We start from the raw sequence: 17120 nt of genomic DNA on the forward strand, positions 1-17120 counted from the left end.
CATTTTAAAAATCATAGTTTTAATAGAACTATTTAATTATTTTTTATTGATATTTAGCTATAAAATTCTATTATACGTAGAATAAATTCGATATAATTGAAAAGTTTTACCCGCTCCTCCTAAACTTTTATTAATTCTCACACATTTAATCCGATTTACAATGAAACACTATTTACCATTTTCCAACATCAATCAATTTTGTAATTATTGTGATGTTAGTCGCCACCTTGGTAATCTTACAAAAGAGGCGGGGTTAGGTTTGGCCAGTACCTCATTTTACACACTTCGCATCACAAGGAGCCTGCTCGTTTTGCTGGTGTGTTTTACTTTTTTTACGGCAAATGCTCAGAACCCGGCCTGCGTGAGTGGCAATCCGGGGTTTGTGGATTCGGACGGGGACGGTGTCGGTAACATCTGTGACCTAGACGACGACAATGACGGGATACTTGATGTAAATGAAGGTTGCTCTACTTTGGTCAATGGTGAAAATGCGGGAACGTTTGGAGAGTCGCCGAGTACAGCAGCTTTTTATAGGGATTTACAAAACCCTCCCGGTGGTGGATATTCCTATGGCCCTGGTACTAATGGTAATAATGCAGCAGGAAAATATACCGTTGCCAACTTACAAGGGGCCATAAATAATCACGCAGCCGCCATTTGGGAATACCCGGGACATACAACAGGTTCAGCTACTGATAATTATCTATTAGTCAATGGTACTACCTCAGTAGGTACATTCTTTACCGAGGATATCGTCCTGACTGCCGGGGAAACCTACAGTTATAGTATGTGGCATAAAGGGGCGTGGGTCCAGGGAGCAGCCGGAGCTTACAATTTACGGATCGCAATCAGAAGGGTGTCTGATAATCTCTTGATATCAAGTAGTGATACCGGGCCCATCGGGGATGTTTTGTGGCGTACGGAAGCCCTCGGTTTTACCGCGCCTACCACAGGGGCATACAGGTTTACACTGGTCAACACTTCTGTGCAAGTGGCGGGCAATGATTTTTCTGTGGATGACATTTCTCTGGTCAGCACCTCATGCAGCCGGGATACAGACGGGGACGGCATAGCAGATAACCTGGACCTGGACAGCGATAATGATGGCTGCAATGATGTCCTGGAAGCTGGTGGAACCGATGCTAATGGCGACGGAATTTTGGGCGGTAGCCCTGTTACCGTAGACGCCGATGGGCTGGTAGTTGGTCAGGGTGGGTACACCGGCCAGCATTTAAATGCGACTATCGCCACAAACGTGACCATTAATACACCACCTGGCAATCAATCGGTGGCAACAGGCGGCACAGCCAGCTTTACGGTTGGAGCCTCAGCTGCAAGCACAAGCACATTTGCAGCAGGTACTCCTAATTATACGGTACCACCGGCAACAGACGTGTCAGCCGCATTGGTCTATCAATGGCAGGAAGACACTGGGTCGGGTTTTGCCAATATCACCAACGGTGGTATTTATAGCGGTGCCACCACTGCTACATTAACACTTACTGCGGTACCAATCTCTTTGAATGGGGCTAATTACAGGGTTTTAATAACACACCCCGATAACTCATGTATTGCCCAGGAGTCAACCGCCGCTTTGACAATCCTACCTGACGCCGATAATGATGGGGTGGCTGATTTGAATGACCTGGATGATGATAATGATGGTATACTGGATACCGATGAATGTCCTAATCCGACCCCAACGCAAATTTCATCTGCGAATGTTGTTTATGGCCCTGAGCAAATTACCAATGGTAATTTCGGAGCAGGTAATACTGGATTTACCTCTGATCTTGTTTATACAGTTGCTACTTGTATTAATATAGTAGGGCCCAATCCTCCCGCAAATTCCTATTCTGTTATGAATTTCAATACTGATAATTGTGGTGGTTTTAGTCCGCCTGATCATACAGTTGCAGGAAATGGAATGTTTTTTGTTTCAGGTGATATTAACAGTGCAGTAGCGGCTGATGTTGTTTTATGGGGACAAACTGTTAATAATCAGAATGTTGGTCAATTGCAACAGTTTGAATTTTATGTTGAGACTGCAACAACAACTACGGAAACAGCGGCAAAAAGACTCAAACTTTTAGTCAATGGCGTGCTGGTACCGCTTACTTTCGCCCCTAATAATGGTGCAACAATTGGGTGGATGCGAGTTTCAGGATTGTTTACCGTTCCCAGTGCAACAATGAATATTTCACTGGTTGTAGCATCTGGAAGCACCGACGCTTTTTTTGATGTATGGTTGGATGATATTAGTCTCCGTAGTGTTGCCGTGGATACCGATAAAGATGGTATTTCGGATTGTCTGGACACAGACAGCGATAACGACGGCTGCCCTGATGCAACCGAAGGTGCAAACCATATTGTGACTACCGGAACATTAGCAGGTGGAAGTACATTGCCAGGTAGCTCAGGTAATTTAGGTACTACGGTAAACGCAAATGGTATTCCTACTCCTCCGGGAACTGTTGGCGGCAGCACCGGGCAGGCAACTACTGCCAATGTATTAACGGCCACACAAGTTTTAGTAGCTACCCCACCATCCAATCAATCGATAGCATCGGGTGGTGTAGCCACATTTACGGTTGGTGTTTCTGCGGCGAGCACAGGGACTTTTGCAGCAGGTGTGCCTAATTACACGGTACCACCCGCAACAAACGTGTCAGGCACATTGATATATCAATGGCAGGAAGACACTGGGTCGGGTTTTGCCGACGTAGTCGATGGCGGTATTTACGCGGGCGCTACTACTGCAACATTAACGCTTACCGGTGTATCCGCGGCTATGACTGGGAATACTTATCAGGTGACCATTACCCATCCGGACAACGCTTGCATCAGTGAAACCCGCACTGCCGCTTTAACGGTGACCGGATGTTTGATTGACCTTGGCGGCGAAGTTTACGACGATGCGACCGGCTTGTCCAATGGTATTGACGGTCAACTGGTAAACGGCCCTGCGCTAGGATTGTACGTGACTTTGTTGGCAGGGGAAACCGGCAGCACGCAGCTAGATGTAAAACCGGTGGACGCAACAGGTAAGTACTTGTTTCCCAGTATTCCTGTGGGGACTTACAGGCTGGTACTGGGCACCACGGCCGGCGGCTCGGACGTGAAACAATTGCCGGAAGGTTACTTTACAATCGGCGAAGGCGGGGCAATCGTATCCGGGGAATCCTCTGGTGACGGAGTGAATAACGGCCTTACCAAGATTATCATTAGTTGTGAGGAGATCATTTATGGCAGTGCGGGACGTGCAATGGCCGATGTGAGTTATCTCGACAATGACTTCGGTATCTCCACAATAGACCCGCTCCCCGTAAACCTGGTAGCCTTTACAGCTTCAAAATCTGAGCAAAATGTGCTGCTATCCTGGTCTACCAGCGAGGAAACAAACAGCTCCCGCTTTGAAGTGCAGCGCAGCCACAATGGAAAGGACTGGCTTGTGTTGGGTAATGTAAGCGCCAAAGGAGAAAGCAAAGTAGCCCAGAACTATTCTTACCTGGATGACCAATCAAAATCGGGGGAAAACCTTTACCGGTTGAGAATGATCGATATGGACGAAACGTTTTCATTCAGCAGGATCAGGAGCGTGGAAATGGGTCCTGATATTGAAAACTTTGTCTACCCCAACCCTGTTGATGAAGTTTTGAATTTGAGAATGCCTGATTGGAAAAGGATCAAAAGTACCAGCATTACCAATTTGGCAGGCAAGGAAATCTATAAATCAGGCCCCGTAAAATCCGCTAGCATCAATATAAAACATCTCCAGTCGGGAACGTATTTATTGATCATTACCAAAACGGATGGTTCGGTAAGTACCTATAAATTTATTCACGCTAATTAAAAAAACAGATTCCAGTAACTTTTTGGTTGCTGGAATCTGTTTTACCATTCCAAAAATCTAAAACTTAGTTTCATGATGTTGCGGAGTGGAACGCTGAGCACACAGTCAGCGCGACCTTAAAGTGGGTCGGTCGGCCTGCTGAACATTGCTTGAAGGTAGATATTTCTCATCGCAGGGGAGTGGTTTTGCGGGAATTCCCGACGGAATTGCAACAAAGCGGACAAGATATTAAACCGCTATTTTTTGTTTGTTTAAGAGCTCCTCAAACTCATTTGGTGACACGTATCCCAAGGCTGAGTGCAGCCTTCACCAGGGCCTGTATTAAAAATATCCATCGCACATCGGTGCCGGAAAAACCCGGTCGCTTTCAGGATAGCGCCTGGCACGCCGTAAACGATCACTTCATCTCAGGTAAACGACCAGTTCCTGACGCAGAAAGGCCATCGCGCGGGAAATCTGCGCCTCCACTGTCTTGACGGAAACACCCAATTCCTCTGCTATTTTGCTGTAAGTCAAACCTTTTTCGCGATTTAAGTAATACACTTCCTGCGTACGGGAAGACAATTTGGAAAGGGCCGACTGGTAGGCGTGAAGCAATTCTTTTTGTTCCTGATATTCCAGCAAATTGTTGTCGGCGATCTCGATTTCTTCCATTTGCTGATGAAGGACCAGATCCGGTTTGTTTTTCTTTTGGAGGTGTCTGATGGCGTGATTCCGTGCGCTGACAATGAAATATGCCTTGAAATTTAGGATTGTTTCAAACTGGGCTGTTTTTCTGCTCTCCCACAATTTGCCATAAATTTCCTGAACCCAATCCTTAATCTGCTCCGGATCATTGGAGTACCGCATTAAAGCACGTACCAGAACATGATAGTATTTGTCGAATATGATTTTAAATGCGTCCGTATCGTCCTCAGCAATTAGCTTCAACAGCTCCTCGTCAGAAATAGATGTTAAATTCATATTTTAAAAGATCTAATAAACATACAATCAAAATAATATTCTGCATCTGTGATATATATAAATATAATAGATCGATAAAAATATGCAACGCAATAGTTTATTTTAATTTTTAGTATTTATAAAAAATATTAGATATGTACAATTGTGGTTTATTTTCCTGTTTTTAACATTTGTTGGTTCATGTATTCACCATTCTTGACTACTCCGGTAACCTTCAAAACAGCTGTGATATCCAGAAGCGGGTCGCCGTCGACAATCACGAGGTCTGCAAGCTTTCCTACCTCAATAGAACCCAGGTTTTTTCCTGCACCCACTTCTTCCGCCGACCACAATGTTGCTGCCCTTAAAGTTTCAAATGGGGATAAACCGGCTTTAACCCAACTCTGCAATTCCGCATGGTAGCTTAACCCGGAAGGAATAATGGGGGAGTCCGTACCGGGTGTTACCCGCGCTCCTTTTTTGACCAGGCTCACGAGCGACTCTTCTATAAAACGATAAGAATCGCTGCCCGCTGATACGCGTGCCGTTGCGCTTTTCAAATCGGCCATCATCTTTTTGGGATAAAAAGCATCAAATTGCCAGTGACTAAAAAACGAGGTATCCGTTTTCACAAGTGCAGACATTCCTCCATGCAATGATACGGTTGGTGTGATGTACATGCCGGATTTTACAATGAGCTCTATTACATCCTGATACGTTCTGTTCAATGCTGTGAGCTTGGGCGAATATCCCCTGCGGCTTGTGGCGCCAATATGTTCGACGCCATCGACCCCATAACCGGCGGCCGGATAAATTTCGTGGGATGAAACCGGGATCCCGTTGGCATGAGCGAATTCCGTAACGCGTTTTTGCAGCACATCCGGCAATCCAACGTACGTTTTGATCATGTCGTAACCCAGTTTTACAGCTCTGTTCAATTCCAGTTCGAGCTGTGTACCGCCAATATTGCTCGTGTTGCGGTTATAATAGATCCGGTTTCCTTCCATGTGGCCGCCCGTAAAAAATGTCCGCGGCCCCAAACGCTTACCACTCGCCCACGACTCTTTTCTCTCAAGCGCGTCGTAGGGATCGGTTCCGGGTTCGCGGATGGAAGTAATGCCATAGGCCAGCCAAAGCCTTCCTCCTTTTTCACCCAATTGTGCATTCTGATGGGTATGCATTTCAAAAAGACCTGGAATGACAGTTTGACCGGATGCATCAATGAGATTCCCTTTCCTCCCGGCCTGATGAGGCAGAATCTGTTTGATCCGGTTCTTTTCAATGATGATATCGACATTCTGTAAGTATTTCTCAGATTTCCCGTCGAACACTTTTCCTGCATGTATGACAAGCTGGCCTTCGGGCTGTTTGGTAACCCAATTAAAATCCATTTGAATGGTCTCCAGCTTTCGATCCGCGACCGAGATCTTTTTCAAAACATCCGTTGCGAGAAAAACAATGCTTTTCGAATCTGCCGACCAGCTTGGGTCTTCCGCAAGGTCAGTGGTAAGGTGGGCAGGTGCGCCTAGGATATTCAGGGTGGAATCCACGGGAACCATCCACAAAGTATTGTCCAGAATGTAGGCGATCATTTTCCCGTCAGGCGAAACAACGGGGCCATTTTTGCCTCGGGTTGCCAATGATCTTCCGGGAACGGGCGATACAAAACGGGATTCAGATTTGTCAACCGGAATGATCAGGAACTTGCTCAATCCCTCCCGGAAACGGGTTGAAAATGCATCCAGTGCGGATATTACGATGAACTTCCCGCCGGGCGACCAGCTTGGCTGCGATCCTTCGAAAAGTGAGCCATAAATGGTCGTTACTGCTGACGATTTTATGTCAATAATGTTCAGCACATTACGGCTGTATGCATTAGGGTCAGCCTGGTAAAAAGCAATCTTAGACCCGTCCGGCGACCAGCTTGGATATTTCAGATTGTCAGCCGCGTCGAGCAAGCAATATTCTTTGCCTGATGCAAGGTCTTTGATCCAGATGTCCATATTGCCGTTCCGCTCGCTGGTGTAAGCAATGGATTTCCCATCCGGCGACCAAACCGGATCAATGTCAATAAAAACATCATTTGTAACCTGAACGGGAGCAGCTTTTCCTTTTTCATGCATCCAAATGTCCCCAAGTGCAGAAAATATAATGCGGTCACCATCCGGAGAAACGATCGGGCTTCTTATTCCCTGAACGGGCTGTGGTTTTACAGAATCAAAATCACGGACTTTTACAGCGTATTTGGCGCGATTCAGCGTCACTTCCGCCTGAAAAGGAATGGATACAACACTTTTTTCACCAAGCTTCCTGCGTTTGATCTGGCCGTCGGAAGTGTATAAATAGTCTGTTTCTGAAAGCCAGCTTACTTTAAATGGAAATACATCTTCGGTCGAATCGGAAAGCGTCTGCCAATCACCGCCTCCTGTTTTTACAAACTCCAATTGGCTCGAACCCGGAAGCAGGCTGTTGAAAACAATGTGGTTTCCATTGGGATGCCAGGCAGGTGAAAACAGCTTTTCCTTACTGTGTACAAACAACTTATGTTCGCCATTTGCTTCCCGGATGTAAATCCCGGCCGCAGCCGCACGCTCAGAAACATAGGCCAGCCTGGAACCATCCAGAGAGTAGGAGGGGAAGTAGTCATTGCCGGGATTGTCCGTCAGCCGGGTCAGGCTATCATTTTTCAGCCCGATTTCCCAGATATCATAATTTCCGCTCCGGTCGGAGGAAAATGCAATCGCTTTCCCGTCGGGCGACCAGTGCGGCTCCCGGTCGTGGTAAATGCCCTTGGTAAGTTGCGTCAGGCCAGAGCCATCTTTATTGACTTTCCAGATGTGAAAGTTACCGTCGCGATACGATTGAAAAGCAATCTGATTTCCGTCCGGTGACCACGTTGGCTGGCGGCAGTCGCCAAGTGCATCCGTAACCGCCTTTGCTTTTCCGCCATTCACGGGCATCACCCAAATCGTGCCTTGGACATCCATAGCAATGGTTTTCTTGTCAGCAGAAAGCGCTATTGCCATATTGGTACCTTCCCGGAATGTTACCTTCAACGAATCCGCGACAAGTGCCTGAGATTGATGAACTGTTATTAATGACAGCAACAACAGGCAAGAAAACATCTTACAATTAAAGGACATAGCGCTGGATTTTTGATTTATTCAACCGGCGATGTGAGAATGGTGAGGCAAGTTTTGATGCCCATTCTCAGATTTCCGATCCGTAGATTTTCGTTGGGGCTGTGCTGGTTATTATCCATATTGACCAAAGGAACGATCACCGCCGGAACGTCGAGGGTTTGAATAAAAGGCACAACCGGAACGGAGCCGCCCATAATCCTGATCACAACCGGCTCTTGTTTGAATGCTTCGGTCACGGATTTTCTCAGCCACTTCCCGATAGGCGAATCAACTTCCGTCCGGAAAGCCGGTGAACCTGCGCCGCCGCCGCTGAAAAAAACCATTTTCTTGTTGGCTAACCTTTCCTGTTTGTTTGGAACATGGTCCAGCACCTTATAACCTTGTTTTTCAATGTGTTTTTTGACAAGGTCCGTCATTCTTTTCCCATCCGTTTCAGGTACCAACCGTATCCCGAACTCTGCAATGGCTTCTTCCGGAATAATGGAACCGCCGCCTTTTCCGACTACGGCAGCCTTTAATCCACGCACATTCAGGGATGGGTACTGCATCGATTCCTGATAATTTTTCCCTACTTTCTCTTCTTCCGCAATTTGAAGACGGTCATTGATTTCACTGGTTTTATCGGGAACGGCGGCCATGATTTTTACAGCCTGCTCGTCAAATTTAATTCCATCGTAAAAGCCATCGATCAGCACCCGGCCATCGTCATCTTTCATCGTCGCAATGATTTTGGATAAAATAAAAGTCGGGTCCGGGGAATAATTGCCGAAATGTCCGCTATGCTGCTGGGTGATAGCGCCGTAAGTGGTCAATGAAAAGCCGGTTCCGCCACGGCACCCGAATGTGAGCGTGGGAATGTTGGAAGAATGCATGGGGCCGTCCATAACGATCAGGTAATCAGCCATTAAAGTACTTTTATATTGTGCCAATGATGCTTTCAGGCCCGGCGATCCTTTTTCTTCTTCACAGTCCAGCACCACTTTCACGTTAAAAGGCGGTTTCTGATTTTGGGACTGAAGAATATCCATAGCATGCAGGAGCATTACGATCGGTCCTTTGTCATCCGATGTAGAGCGGGCGAACAAACGCCATTCGTCTTTGATCTTCCCACTTTTCAGCGAGGCCCAATCTATTTCCTTGAAAGCCCCCGTAGCATCTTTTTCCTTTAAAACCGTTTCATAAGGGTCTTTTTGAAACCACTCATTTGGCCGTACAGCCTGCCCGTCCAGGTGAAAATAAAACAGGACCGTTTTGGTGTTGCCCGGATACGTTTTTTCAGCCGAGAACAAAGGAAGCTTTTCGGTTTTGAGAATTGCCGTTTTAAAACCTCGCTGTGCAAAAGCTTTCTCCGACCAGACCAGATTTTTCTGAATATCCTCCGCGATCAAAGCATCATTTGGGATCGATACATAATCCTTAATTTCTTCAATGGCAGGCAAGAGTTGCTTGGCGATCAATGCATCCGTTTTATCGGCTGCAATTTTCTGCCCGATAGCGGAAGTCGTAATCAGAAAGGCGGCAATGGCAACTGCCAGGAAGAATTTCAATGGGCTTGATTTAATTTTAAGTATCATTGGATGTGGGTTACTTCACTGGCTTTTCCAACAGCTCATCAATCGAAAACAAAATCCCGTTTTTCATAACGGACTTCACATTCCATGCATCTTTGATGTTGGTTAGCGGGTCACCATCGACGATCACAAGATCTGCGAGCTTTCCCTTTTCCAGGCTTCCCAGGTCTTTGCTTACACCAACAGCTTCTGCCGACCACAATGTAGCCGAGCGCAGCGTTTCGAATGGGGAAATGCCACCGTCGACCCAGGATTGTAGTTCGGAGTGAAGGCTCATGGCGTAAGGAATGAACGGACTGTCGGTACCCGCTGTCATTTTTGCACCTGATCCCATCAGCGACTTTGCCGTCTTTTGGATGTTTCCAAAGTTGCTCAGATAGCCCGGGAACATCTTTTCGATCATCGTCATTCCTCCTTTTGATTCCGCTATAAATTCGGGCGAGAAGAATACTTTTAACTGTTTGTTGTCATAAAATGCAGGATCCTTTGCTGCCATGGCATAGAAGCCGCCTTGCAGGGAAACCGTCGGCGTGATGTTCATCTGGGACTTCACAAGAAGCTCTTTTACATCCTGATAGCTATGGTTCATGGCTGTAATCTTGGGCGAATATCCGCGACGGCTTGTTCCTCCAATGTGTTCCACCGCATCAACGCCGTAGCGCATGGCTGGAAAAATTTCATGAGAAGAGACGGGTATGCCGTGTGCATGGGCGAAAATGGTGATGCGCTGCTGCAAAATATCAGGCATTCTCACATACGTTTTGATCAGATCATAACCAAGCCGGTGCGCCCTTTCCAGTTCCATATCCAATTGTGCCGTAGACTTAACACTGTTTGCCAGACCATAATAGATCCGGGTGCCGTCGGTAAGTCCGCCGGTGAAAAATTCGCGCGGGCCAGTGAGGTTTCCGCTGTCCCAGGATTCTTTTCTTTCCAATGCATCGTAAGGGTCGGAGCCGGTTTCCCTCAATGAAGTAATGCCATAGGAAAGCCATAATCTTCCCAGTTTTTCGCCTGTCATGGCGTGCTGATGGGTATGCATTTCAAACAGGCCTGGGATAACCGTTTTATCAGAAGCGTCGATCAGCTTACCGGTCCGACCGGCTTTATGAGGAACAATTTCCTGGATCCTATTGCCGGATATGACGATATCAACATTGGTCAGGTAAGCGGCATTTTTGCCGTCAAACACTTTTCCGGCGTGGACGACAATTGTTTCCTTGGGTTGCTTGAATTCCCAATTGAAGTTGAGCGGAATGCTTTCGATTTTGCCGTCAGCCAAATTAATATGCTTAATGGCATCCGTTGCCATAAAAGCAATGGATTTTGAATCTGCCGTCCAGCTGGGCACTTCTGAAAGTTCAGCGGTTAATTTTTTCGGTGATCCGGTCAGGTTTCCTGCGGGATCGACGCCGACTAACCAAAGCAGCCCATCCTGAACATAAGCTATGTTTTTGCCATCCGGAGACCAGGCCGGGCCATTTTTAGCGCGCATACCCAATGAACGGTCCGGCTCTGGAGATACAAAACGGTCGGGCTGTTTGTCCAAAGAAATAAGCAGAAACTTGTTGATCCCTTCACGGTAGCGCGAGGAATTGACTTGCAAACCGGAAACGGCAATGGTCTTCGCATCGGGCGACCAGCTCGGCTGGCTTGGTACGAACAACGATTCGTGGATTTTCTCGACTTTCCCGCTTTTTACTTCGACTGTTTGCAAAGTACCCCGTCCCCAGGTATTTTTTGAATCTGCCTGATAGAAGGCGATTTTACTTCCGTCCGGTGACCAGGCTGGATAATTCAGGTCATAGTCCAGTTTAACCAAAACCGATTGTTTCCCTGTTTTTACGTCATGGACCCACAAGTTCATTGTGCCCGAGCGGTCGGAAAGAAAGGCGATCTGGCTGCCATCCGGCGACCAGGTTGGGTCGGCATCCAGGAACAGGTCTTTGGTAATCGCTTTCGGGGCCGGGTTTCCTTTTTCCAATAACCAAATGTCCCCCAGTGCGGAGAAAACGAACTTTTTGCCGTCCGGAGAAACATTCAATCCCTTGATCCCCTTCACCTGCTTGGGTTTTCCAGCATTGAAATCGTAGGTCTTGCGCTTGTAATTGGGCGTTACCACCGTCACCACGGCCTTGAATGGAACAATACGTTCTTCTTCCTCCTGACCGATTTCAGCGATTTTGATTTTTCCGTCAGCAGTGTACAAATATTCGGTATCGGATAGCCAGCTCACCCGGAAAGGGAAAACGTCCGATTGTTTGGGGCCGGTTGTAAGGGTTATGGTTTTGGATGTTCCTGCTGAGATATCAATTTCCACAAGGCTGCTGGATGCGCCGCTGAATGCATTGAAATAAATGTGTGTACCAGCAGGATTCCAGGATGGCGCAGCCAGTTTGACAGCATTTTTGATGGCTAGCTTTTGTCCGTCAGCGCTCCAGATGTAAATCCCGGGTGCAGCGGTCCGTTCTGAAACGAATGCGATTTTACTGCCGTCGGCTGAGAAAGAGGGATAGTAATCATTCGCAGGGTCGGTGGTGAGTTGCGCCAGTTCCTTGGAAGCAAGATCCATTTTCCATATGTCGTAATTTCCCGCGCGGTCGGAGGAGAAAATGATCGATTTGCCGTCGGGGGACCATTCCGGTTCGCGTTCGTCGAAAACGCCGGTGGTCATTTGCTGCAAGCCGGAGCCATCCTTGTTTACCGCCCAGATATGGTAGTAACCGTCACGAAAAGATTGAAATGCAACCTTATTTCCATCCGGCGACCAGCTCGGCTGCCGATCGTCGCCCATGCCGTCGGTCAGCGCTTTGGCATCTCCACCAGAGATGGGAATGCTCCATATCGTTCCCTGAATATCGGCCGCAATCGTTTTTTTGTCCGGTGAAAGGTCAACCGCCATGTTGGTGCCTTCCGTGAGGGTTACCTTGACGGAATCCGCTGTTGAAGCTTTCAAAATGTCAGCATTGAAAAGCAGGACAGCGACGACCGCTAATGCTGAACGACAGAACTTATTGAGGCTAATTGAACTAATAATCCCCGATAACGAAAATGGTCTTATCATTATAGAATTTACTTTAAGTAAGCGAAAACGGTTTAGTTATTCTTTTTCAAAAGCTCATCAATGGTAAAGACTTCCCCATTCCTGATCACGGTATTGACATTCATAACATCCTTGATATTTTTCAACGGATCGCCGTCAATAATTACCAGATCAGCGAGTTTGCCGCTTTCCAATGTGCCCAGGTCCTTGCTGATCCCCAGTGCTTCTGCCGAAAATAAGGTCGCGGCGCGGAGTGTCTGATAAGGCGTAATTCCGCCGTCCACCCAGGATTGGAGTTCAGCATGATAGCTCAGCCCGGGTTGGATAATGGGTGAATCAGTTCCCGGTGTGACATGCCCGCCCGCTTCGATCAGCGATTTGACGGTGCGCTGGATATTGCCGAATGAAGTAAGGAATGCCGGATTGTTTTTCGTACGCAGCGCCGTTTGGGCTTTCATTTGTTCAATTACTTCTGCATTGTAAAAGGCTTTGAACTGTTTGTTGTCAAAAAAAGCAGGGTCCTTCGCGACGAGCATCGGCAAGCCGCCCTGCAAAGATGCAGTAGGCGTGATGTTCATGCCCGATTTTGCCAGCAATTCGGTCACGTCCTGATAGGAGTTGTTCAGCAAAGACAATTTGGGGGAGTAGCCACGCCGACTCGTCGCGCCCATATGCTCCACGGCGTCCACCCCGTAGCGCATGGCCGGGTAAATTTCGTGTGAAGATACGGGTATGCCCAGGGTGTGGGCGAAAGCAGTTACGCGTTTCTGCATGGCATCCGGCATCCGAACGTAGGTTTTAATCATATCATAACCCAGTCTTTTTGCTTTTTCCAGTTCGAGTTCGAGCTGTGCCCCGCCCGGTACATTTCCCACATTCATGCCGTAATAAATTCTGCTTCCGTCCAGAATTCCGCCGGTATAAAAGTTTCGTGGCCCCATTCTGCGTCCGCTTGCCCAGGATTCTTTTCTTTCGATTACATCATAGGGATCACCTCCCGGCTCGCGGATCGTGGTAATGCCATAACCGAGCCATAACCTGCCTAATTGCTCCCCGGCAGCTGCGGTCTGGTGGGTATGCATTTCAATAAGCCCGGGAATCACGGTTTGTTTGGATGCGTCGATCAGGTTTCCTTTTCGCCCTGCTTTATGCGGTTCGATCTTTTGAATGCGGTTGCCTTCGATGATGATATCAACGTTGGTCTGGTATTCGGGAGAAGTTGCTGTGAATAATTTTCCGGCATGGACGATCGTCAGACCGGTTGGCTGCTTGATTTTGTACGTCAGTTGCAGGGGTATGGTTTCGCTTTGGCCGTCAGCAAGGGATATTTTTTTCAAAATATCCGTCGCCATATACACAATGCTTTTGGAATCGCCGGTCCAGCTGGGGTTTTCTGCCAACTCGTTGGTCAGCCTTCTTGGCGCGCCCAATAATTCCCCTTTTTTATCGACTGCGACTGTCCACAAAACGCCATCCATTGAAAAAGCGAATTTGGTGCCGTCAGGCGACCAGTAGGGCCCGTTTTTGCCGCGAGTTGAAAGTGTTCTTTCATTAATCGGAGTAATAAATCTGCTGCTCAGATCTTCGGTTGAAATAACCAGAAACTTGCTGACACCTTCCCTATATCTGCTGGAATAGGGCACAAGCGCAGAAATAACAACAAATTTCCCGTCCGGCGACCAGCTGGGTTGAGAGCCGTCAAACAACGGCTGGTATAAAGTGGTCTCCTTTGCAGAAGACACTTCAATCATTTTTAAAGCCGCCCGGCCAAATGCAGCCGGATCTTTCTGATAATACGCAATTTTTGAACCATCCGCCGACCAGGTCGGGAAGGTAATGTTATCCGGCGCATTCAGGAGCAGCGTTTCTTTTCCCGACACCATATCCCTGATGTACAGGTCCATATTTCCTTTCCGGTCGCAGACGTAAGCCAGTTTTTTCCCGTCGGCCGACCATGCGGGATCTATTTCAATGAAGGCATCATTGGTAAGTGCTTCTGGTTTCGTGCTTCCTTTTTTGAGGATATACAAATCTCCCAATGCTGTGAATGCGATAGTATTTCCATCCGGCGATACAACCGGGCCTCGGATCCCTTTTACGGGATTATTTGCAATGGAATTGAAATCATAGACTTTCAGCTTGTATTTGTCTCTTGCCAAAGACATATTCACCTGGAAAGGAATGGTGCTGCTTTGTTTCTCCCCCAATTTTTTCCTTTTGATCTTGCCGTCAGCCGTATACAGATATTCTGTTTCTGATAACCATGCGATCTTGAAGGGAAAAACATCTTCGGCGGGATCGGATAACGTTACCCAATCCCCGCCGCCCAGTTGAGCTACATCCAGCAAGCTTTTGCCCTCGGCGAAATTGCTGAATATGATCTTTGGCTGAACAGGATGCCACACCGGGCATGCTAGTTTCCCAATTGAGGTAAGGAAAAGTTTTTCTTCCCCTGCCGAAAGATTTTTGATATAAATCCCCGGCGCAGAAGTCCGCTCCGAAACATAAGCCACCTGAGAGCCGTCAGCTGACAATGCAGGAAAGTAGTCATTGGCTTGATCAGTTGTGATCTGTTTGAGGCCGCCATTTGCCAGTTCCAGCTGCCAAACGTCGTAATTGCCGCTTCTGTCCGAAGAAAATAAAAGGCTTTTCCCATCCGGCGACCAGCAAGGTTCGCGATCATCGAATGTTCCCGAGGTGAGCTGAACCGGCGTTCCGCCCTCTTTTGTGACGGTATAAATGTGAAAGTTGCCATCCCAAAATGCCTGAAATGCAATTTTAGACCCATCGGGTGACCAAACCGGCTGCCGGCAGTCGCCCATTTCATCGGTCAGCGGCTTTGCAGTTCCTCCTTTGGCAGGAATGATGAAAATGGTCCCCTGCAAGTCCATCGCAATCGTTTGCTTGTCGGGCGACAAGGCAATTGCAATGTTGGTACCCTCGGTTAATGTAACTTTTACAGAATCCGCCTTTGTCTGCTCGGCCGAAGAAAATGCTTCATGATTTGATATTGAAACAGATAAGAAACAAAAAAATCGAAACAGGTGCTTGCTGGGAATAAGGTTCATCGGTTAGGTCAAGTGGGTGATTGAATTTTGAGTCCGGAAGGATCAGTTAGCATTGACGGGCGTGGGCACGAAAACACCAGGAACCGGATTGGGCGCACTGGTATTGGAGTTGATCTCAGCTTCACTGTAAATCATTCTTTCAGGAAGTGTGGCGCCGGCGCTTGGTGCCAGTTGCACGCTGACAGCCTCTTTGCGGGTACGTCGCAAGTCATTGAAACCAATGATCTGTCCATTGAAAGTAATGTAACGTTCCATGAGTATTTCGCGGAGCAAAGCCTGGTCTGCCGTGCTTCCAGCCTTGTTCAGCATGCCACCAGGTGCTAGGTCGGCCGCCGTGTAAGGCTCATATAAGTATTTATAAGTCCCCGTTTTATAAGTCGGGTCAAGGTCGCCGCCGGTATTCAGGAATGCGCGGTAAAGATTCAGTTTTTCAAGCCCGGCAGCTAATCCTTCCGCACGGAGCCCTGCTTCTGCCAATGTTAACATGTTTTCGGCATAAGTAACCAATGGATAAGATGTTGATTGTCCAAACAGTCCCCTTGAAGTCAAAGAGCTGTTAGTGTTTGGAGAAACCGGAATAACCGTTCCGGTGGAATTTACCGTGATAAAATGATAATTGTACCGCGCCGTTTCGTCGGTTTTTGCATTGCCGCGGTAGGTAGGGCTGGCGGGGTTCAAAAGCTTTGGAGCAAGCGACAGAGAAGCATTGATATCACCCACGCGACTTCTTGCAATGAAGGCATACATCAGGTTTTCGTTCACGTTTAACGTTGTGCCGTGTGGAACCAACAATGACCTGCTGGCAGCCGAAATTCCTTTTTCAGCGGCTGCATAGGCCAATGCGTATTCCTTTGTTTCCATATAAAATCTGGACTTCAAGGTATATGCTGCATCTTTCCATTTGGAAGCATCACCGTTAAAGTGAATATCAGCAGCGCCGGGAGAAGTTCCTATTCCGGATTCCAGGTCGGCAATGGCCTCATCCAGCAAGAGCTGTAATTTGGCATAAACCTCTATCTGAGACTCAAAAGCAGGGTTAGGGAACTGGGCGATATCCGAAGCTTCTGTAAAAGGGATATCTCCCCATACCGCCGTGGCGGTACCCAATGCATTGGCTTTCACGATCTTTGCTATCCCCTGAACCAGACGGTTATTGGTGGCCTCTGATTTTTCTATAACCAGCCTGCTCTGTTCGGCAACGCCCTGATATACAAACTGCCAGACATCATTGAACGATGCACCGGTCACATTATAGCTGTAAATGTCCTTATACTGCCGGTCGGTTCCCGTAAAGTATCCCGACCACATGGCAGCAACCCTGGCTACGTGGCCTTCCTGAACTGATACATTACCTAATTGCGCTCCGGTGAGCACCAATGAAGCCGAAGCGTCAGTGGGGTTATTCAGGTCGGTGTTCAAATCGTCGACCAGAGATTCACAGGAGATCAGCCCAACCATGAGGACCAATGCTGCTATTGCTGTTAGTTTCGCTGTTTTCAT

General features: G+C 47.6%; 7 protein-coding genes. 1 reads left to right on the forward strand and 6 read right to left on the reverse strand.

The window, feature by feature from the left end; translation table 11 throughout:
* Positions 1 to 160 precede the first annotated feature (160 nt).
* Positions 161 to 3853, forward strand: a complete 3693-nt coding sequence (locus ABIO93_RS29125; protein WP_348073543.1) for a T9SS type A sorting domain-containing protein — start codon at positions 161 to 163, stop codon at positions 3851 to 3853.
* Positions 3854 to 4255: 402 nt separating this feature from the next.
* On the opposite strand, the gene ABIO93_RS29130 is transcribed toward ABIO93_RS29125, so the two are convergent.
* The 6 genes from ABIO93_RS29130 to ABIO93_RS29155 form a co-directional block, all read right to left on the reverse strand.
* A complete protein-coding gene (locus ABIO93_RS29130; protein WP_348073544.1) occupies positions 4256 to 4816 on the reverse strand; it encodes a sigma-70 family RNA polymerase sigma factor in 561 nt (186 codons plus the stop codon).
* A 149-nt stretch (positions 4817 to 4965) separates the two neighbouring features.
* A complete protein-coding gene (locus ABIO93_RS29135) occupies positions 4966 to 7938 on the reverse strand; it encodes an amidohydrolase family protein (protein ID WP_348073545.1) in 2973 nt (990 codons plus the stop codon).
* Between the two features lie 17 nt (positions 7939 to 7955).
* Complete coding sequence (locus tag ABIO93_RS29140; protein ID WP_348073546.1) at positions 7956 to 9512, reverse strand: M20/M25/M40 family metallo-hydrolase; 1557 nt, start codon at positions 9510 to 9512, stop codon at positions 7956 to 7958.
* A gap of 10 nt (positions 9513 to 9522) precedes the next feature.
* The gene (locus ABIO93_RS29145; RefSeq protein ID WP_348073547.1) at positions 9523 to 12573 is read right to left on the reverse strand and encodes a DPP IV N-terminal domain-containing protein; all 3051 of its coding nucleotides are present in this window, start codon (positions 12571 to 12573) and stop codon (positions 9523 to 9525) included.
* A 32-nt stretch (positions 12574 to 12605) separates the two neighbouring features.
* Positions 12606 to 15620 (reverse strand): amidohydrolase family protein, encoded by a 3015-nt coding sequence (locus ABIO93_RS29150; RefSeq protein WP_348073548.1) that lies wholly within the window; start codon positions 15618 to 15620, stop codon positions 12606 to 12608.
* Between the two features lie 42 nt (positions 15621 to 15662).
* Positions 15663 to 17120, reverse strand: a complete 1458-nt coding sequence (locus tag ABIO93_RS29155) for a SusD/RagB family nutrient-binding outer membrane lipoprotein (RefSeq protein ID WP_348073549.1) — start codon at positions 17118 to 17120, stop codon at positions 15663 to 15665.

Origin of the sequence: Dyadobacter sp. (assembly GCF_039919315.1) — a bacterium.
Taxonomy (GTDB): Bacteria; Bacteroidota; Bacteroidia; order Cytophagales; family Spirosomataceae; genus Dyadobacter.

What these genes read in the sequence shown, in the direction of transcription:
- ABIO93_RS29125 (WP_348073543.1), top strand. Translation starts at nt 161, where the DNA reads ATGAAACACTATTTACCATTTTCCAACATCAATCAATTTTGTAATTAT.
- ABIO93_RS29140 (WP_348073546.1), bottom strand. Translation starts at nt 9,512, where the DNA reads ATGATACTTAAAATTAAATCAAGCCCATTGAAATTCTTCCTGGCAGTT.
- ABIO93_RS29150 (WP_348073548.1), bottom strand. Translation starts at nt 15,620, where the DNA reads ATGAACCTTATTCCCAGCAAGCACCTGTTTCGATTTTTTTGTTTCTTA.
- ABIO93_RS29155 (WP_348073549.1), bottom strand. Translation starts at nt 17,120, where the DNA reads ATGAAAACAGCGAAACTAACAGCAATAGCAGCATTGGTCCTCATGGTT.
- ABIO93_RS29135 (WP_348073545.1), bottom strand. Translation starts at nt 7,938, where the DNA reads ATGTCCTTTAATTGTAAGATGTTTTCTTGCCTGTTGTTGCTGTCATTA.
- ABIO93_RS29145 (WP_348073547.1), bottom strand. Translation starts at nt 12,573, where the DNA reads ATGATAAGACCATTTTCGTTATCGGGGATTATTAGTTCAATTAGCCTC.
- ABIO93_RS29130 (WP_348073544.1), bottom strand. Translation starts at nt 4,816, where the DNA reads ATGAATTTAACATCTATTTCTGACGAGGAGCTGTTGAAGCTAATTGCT.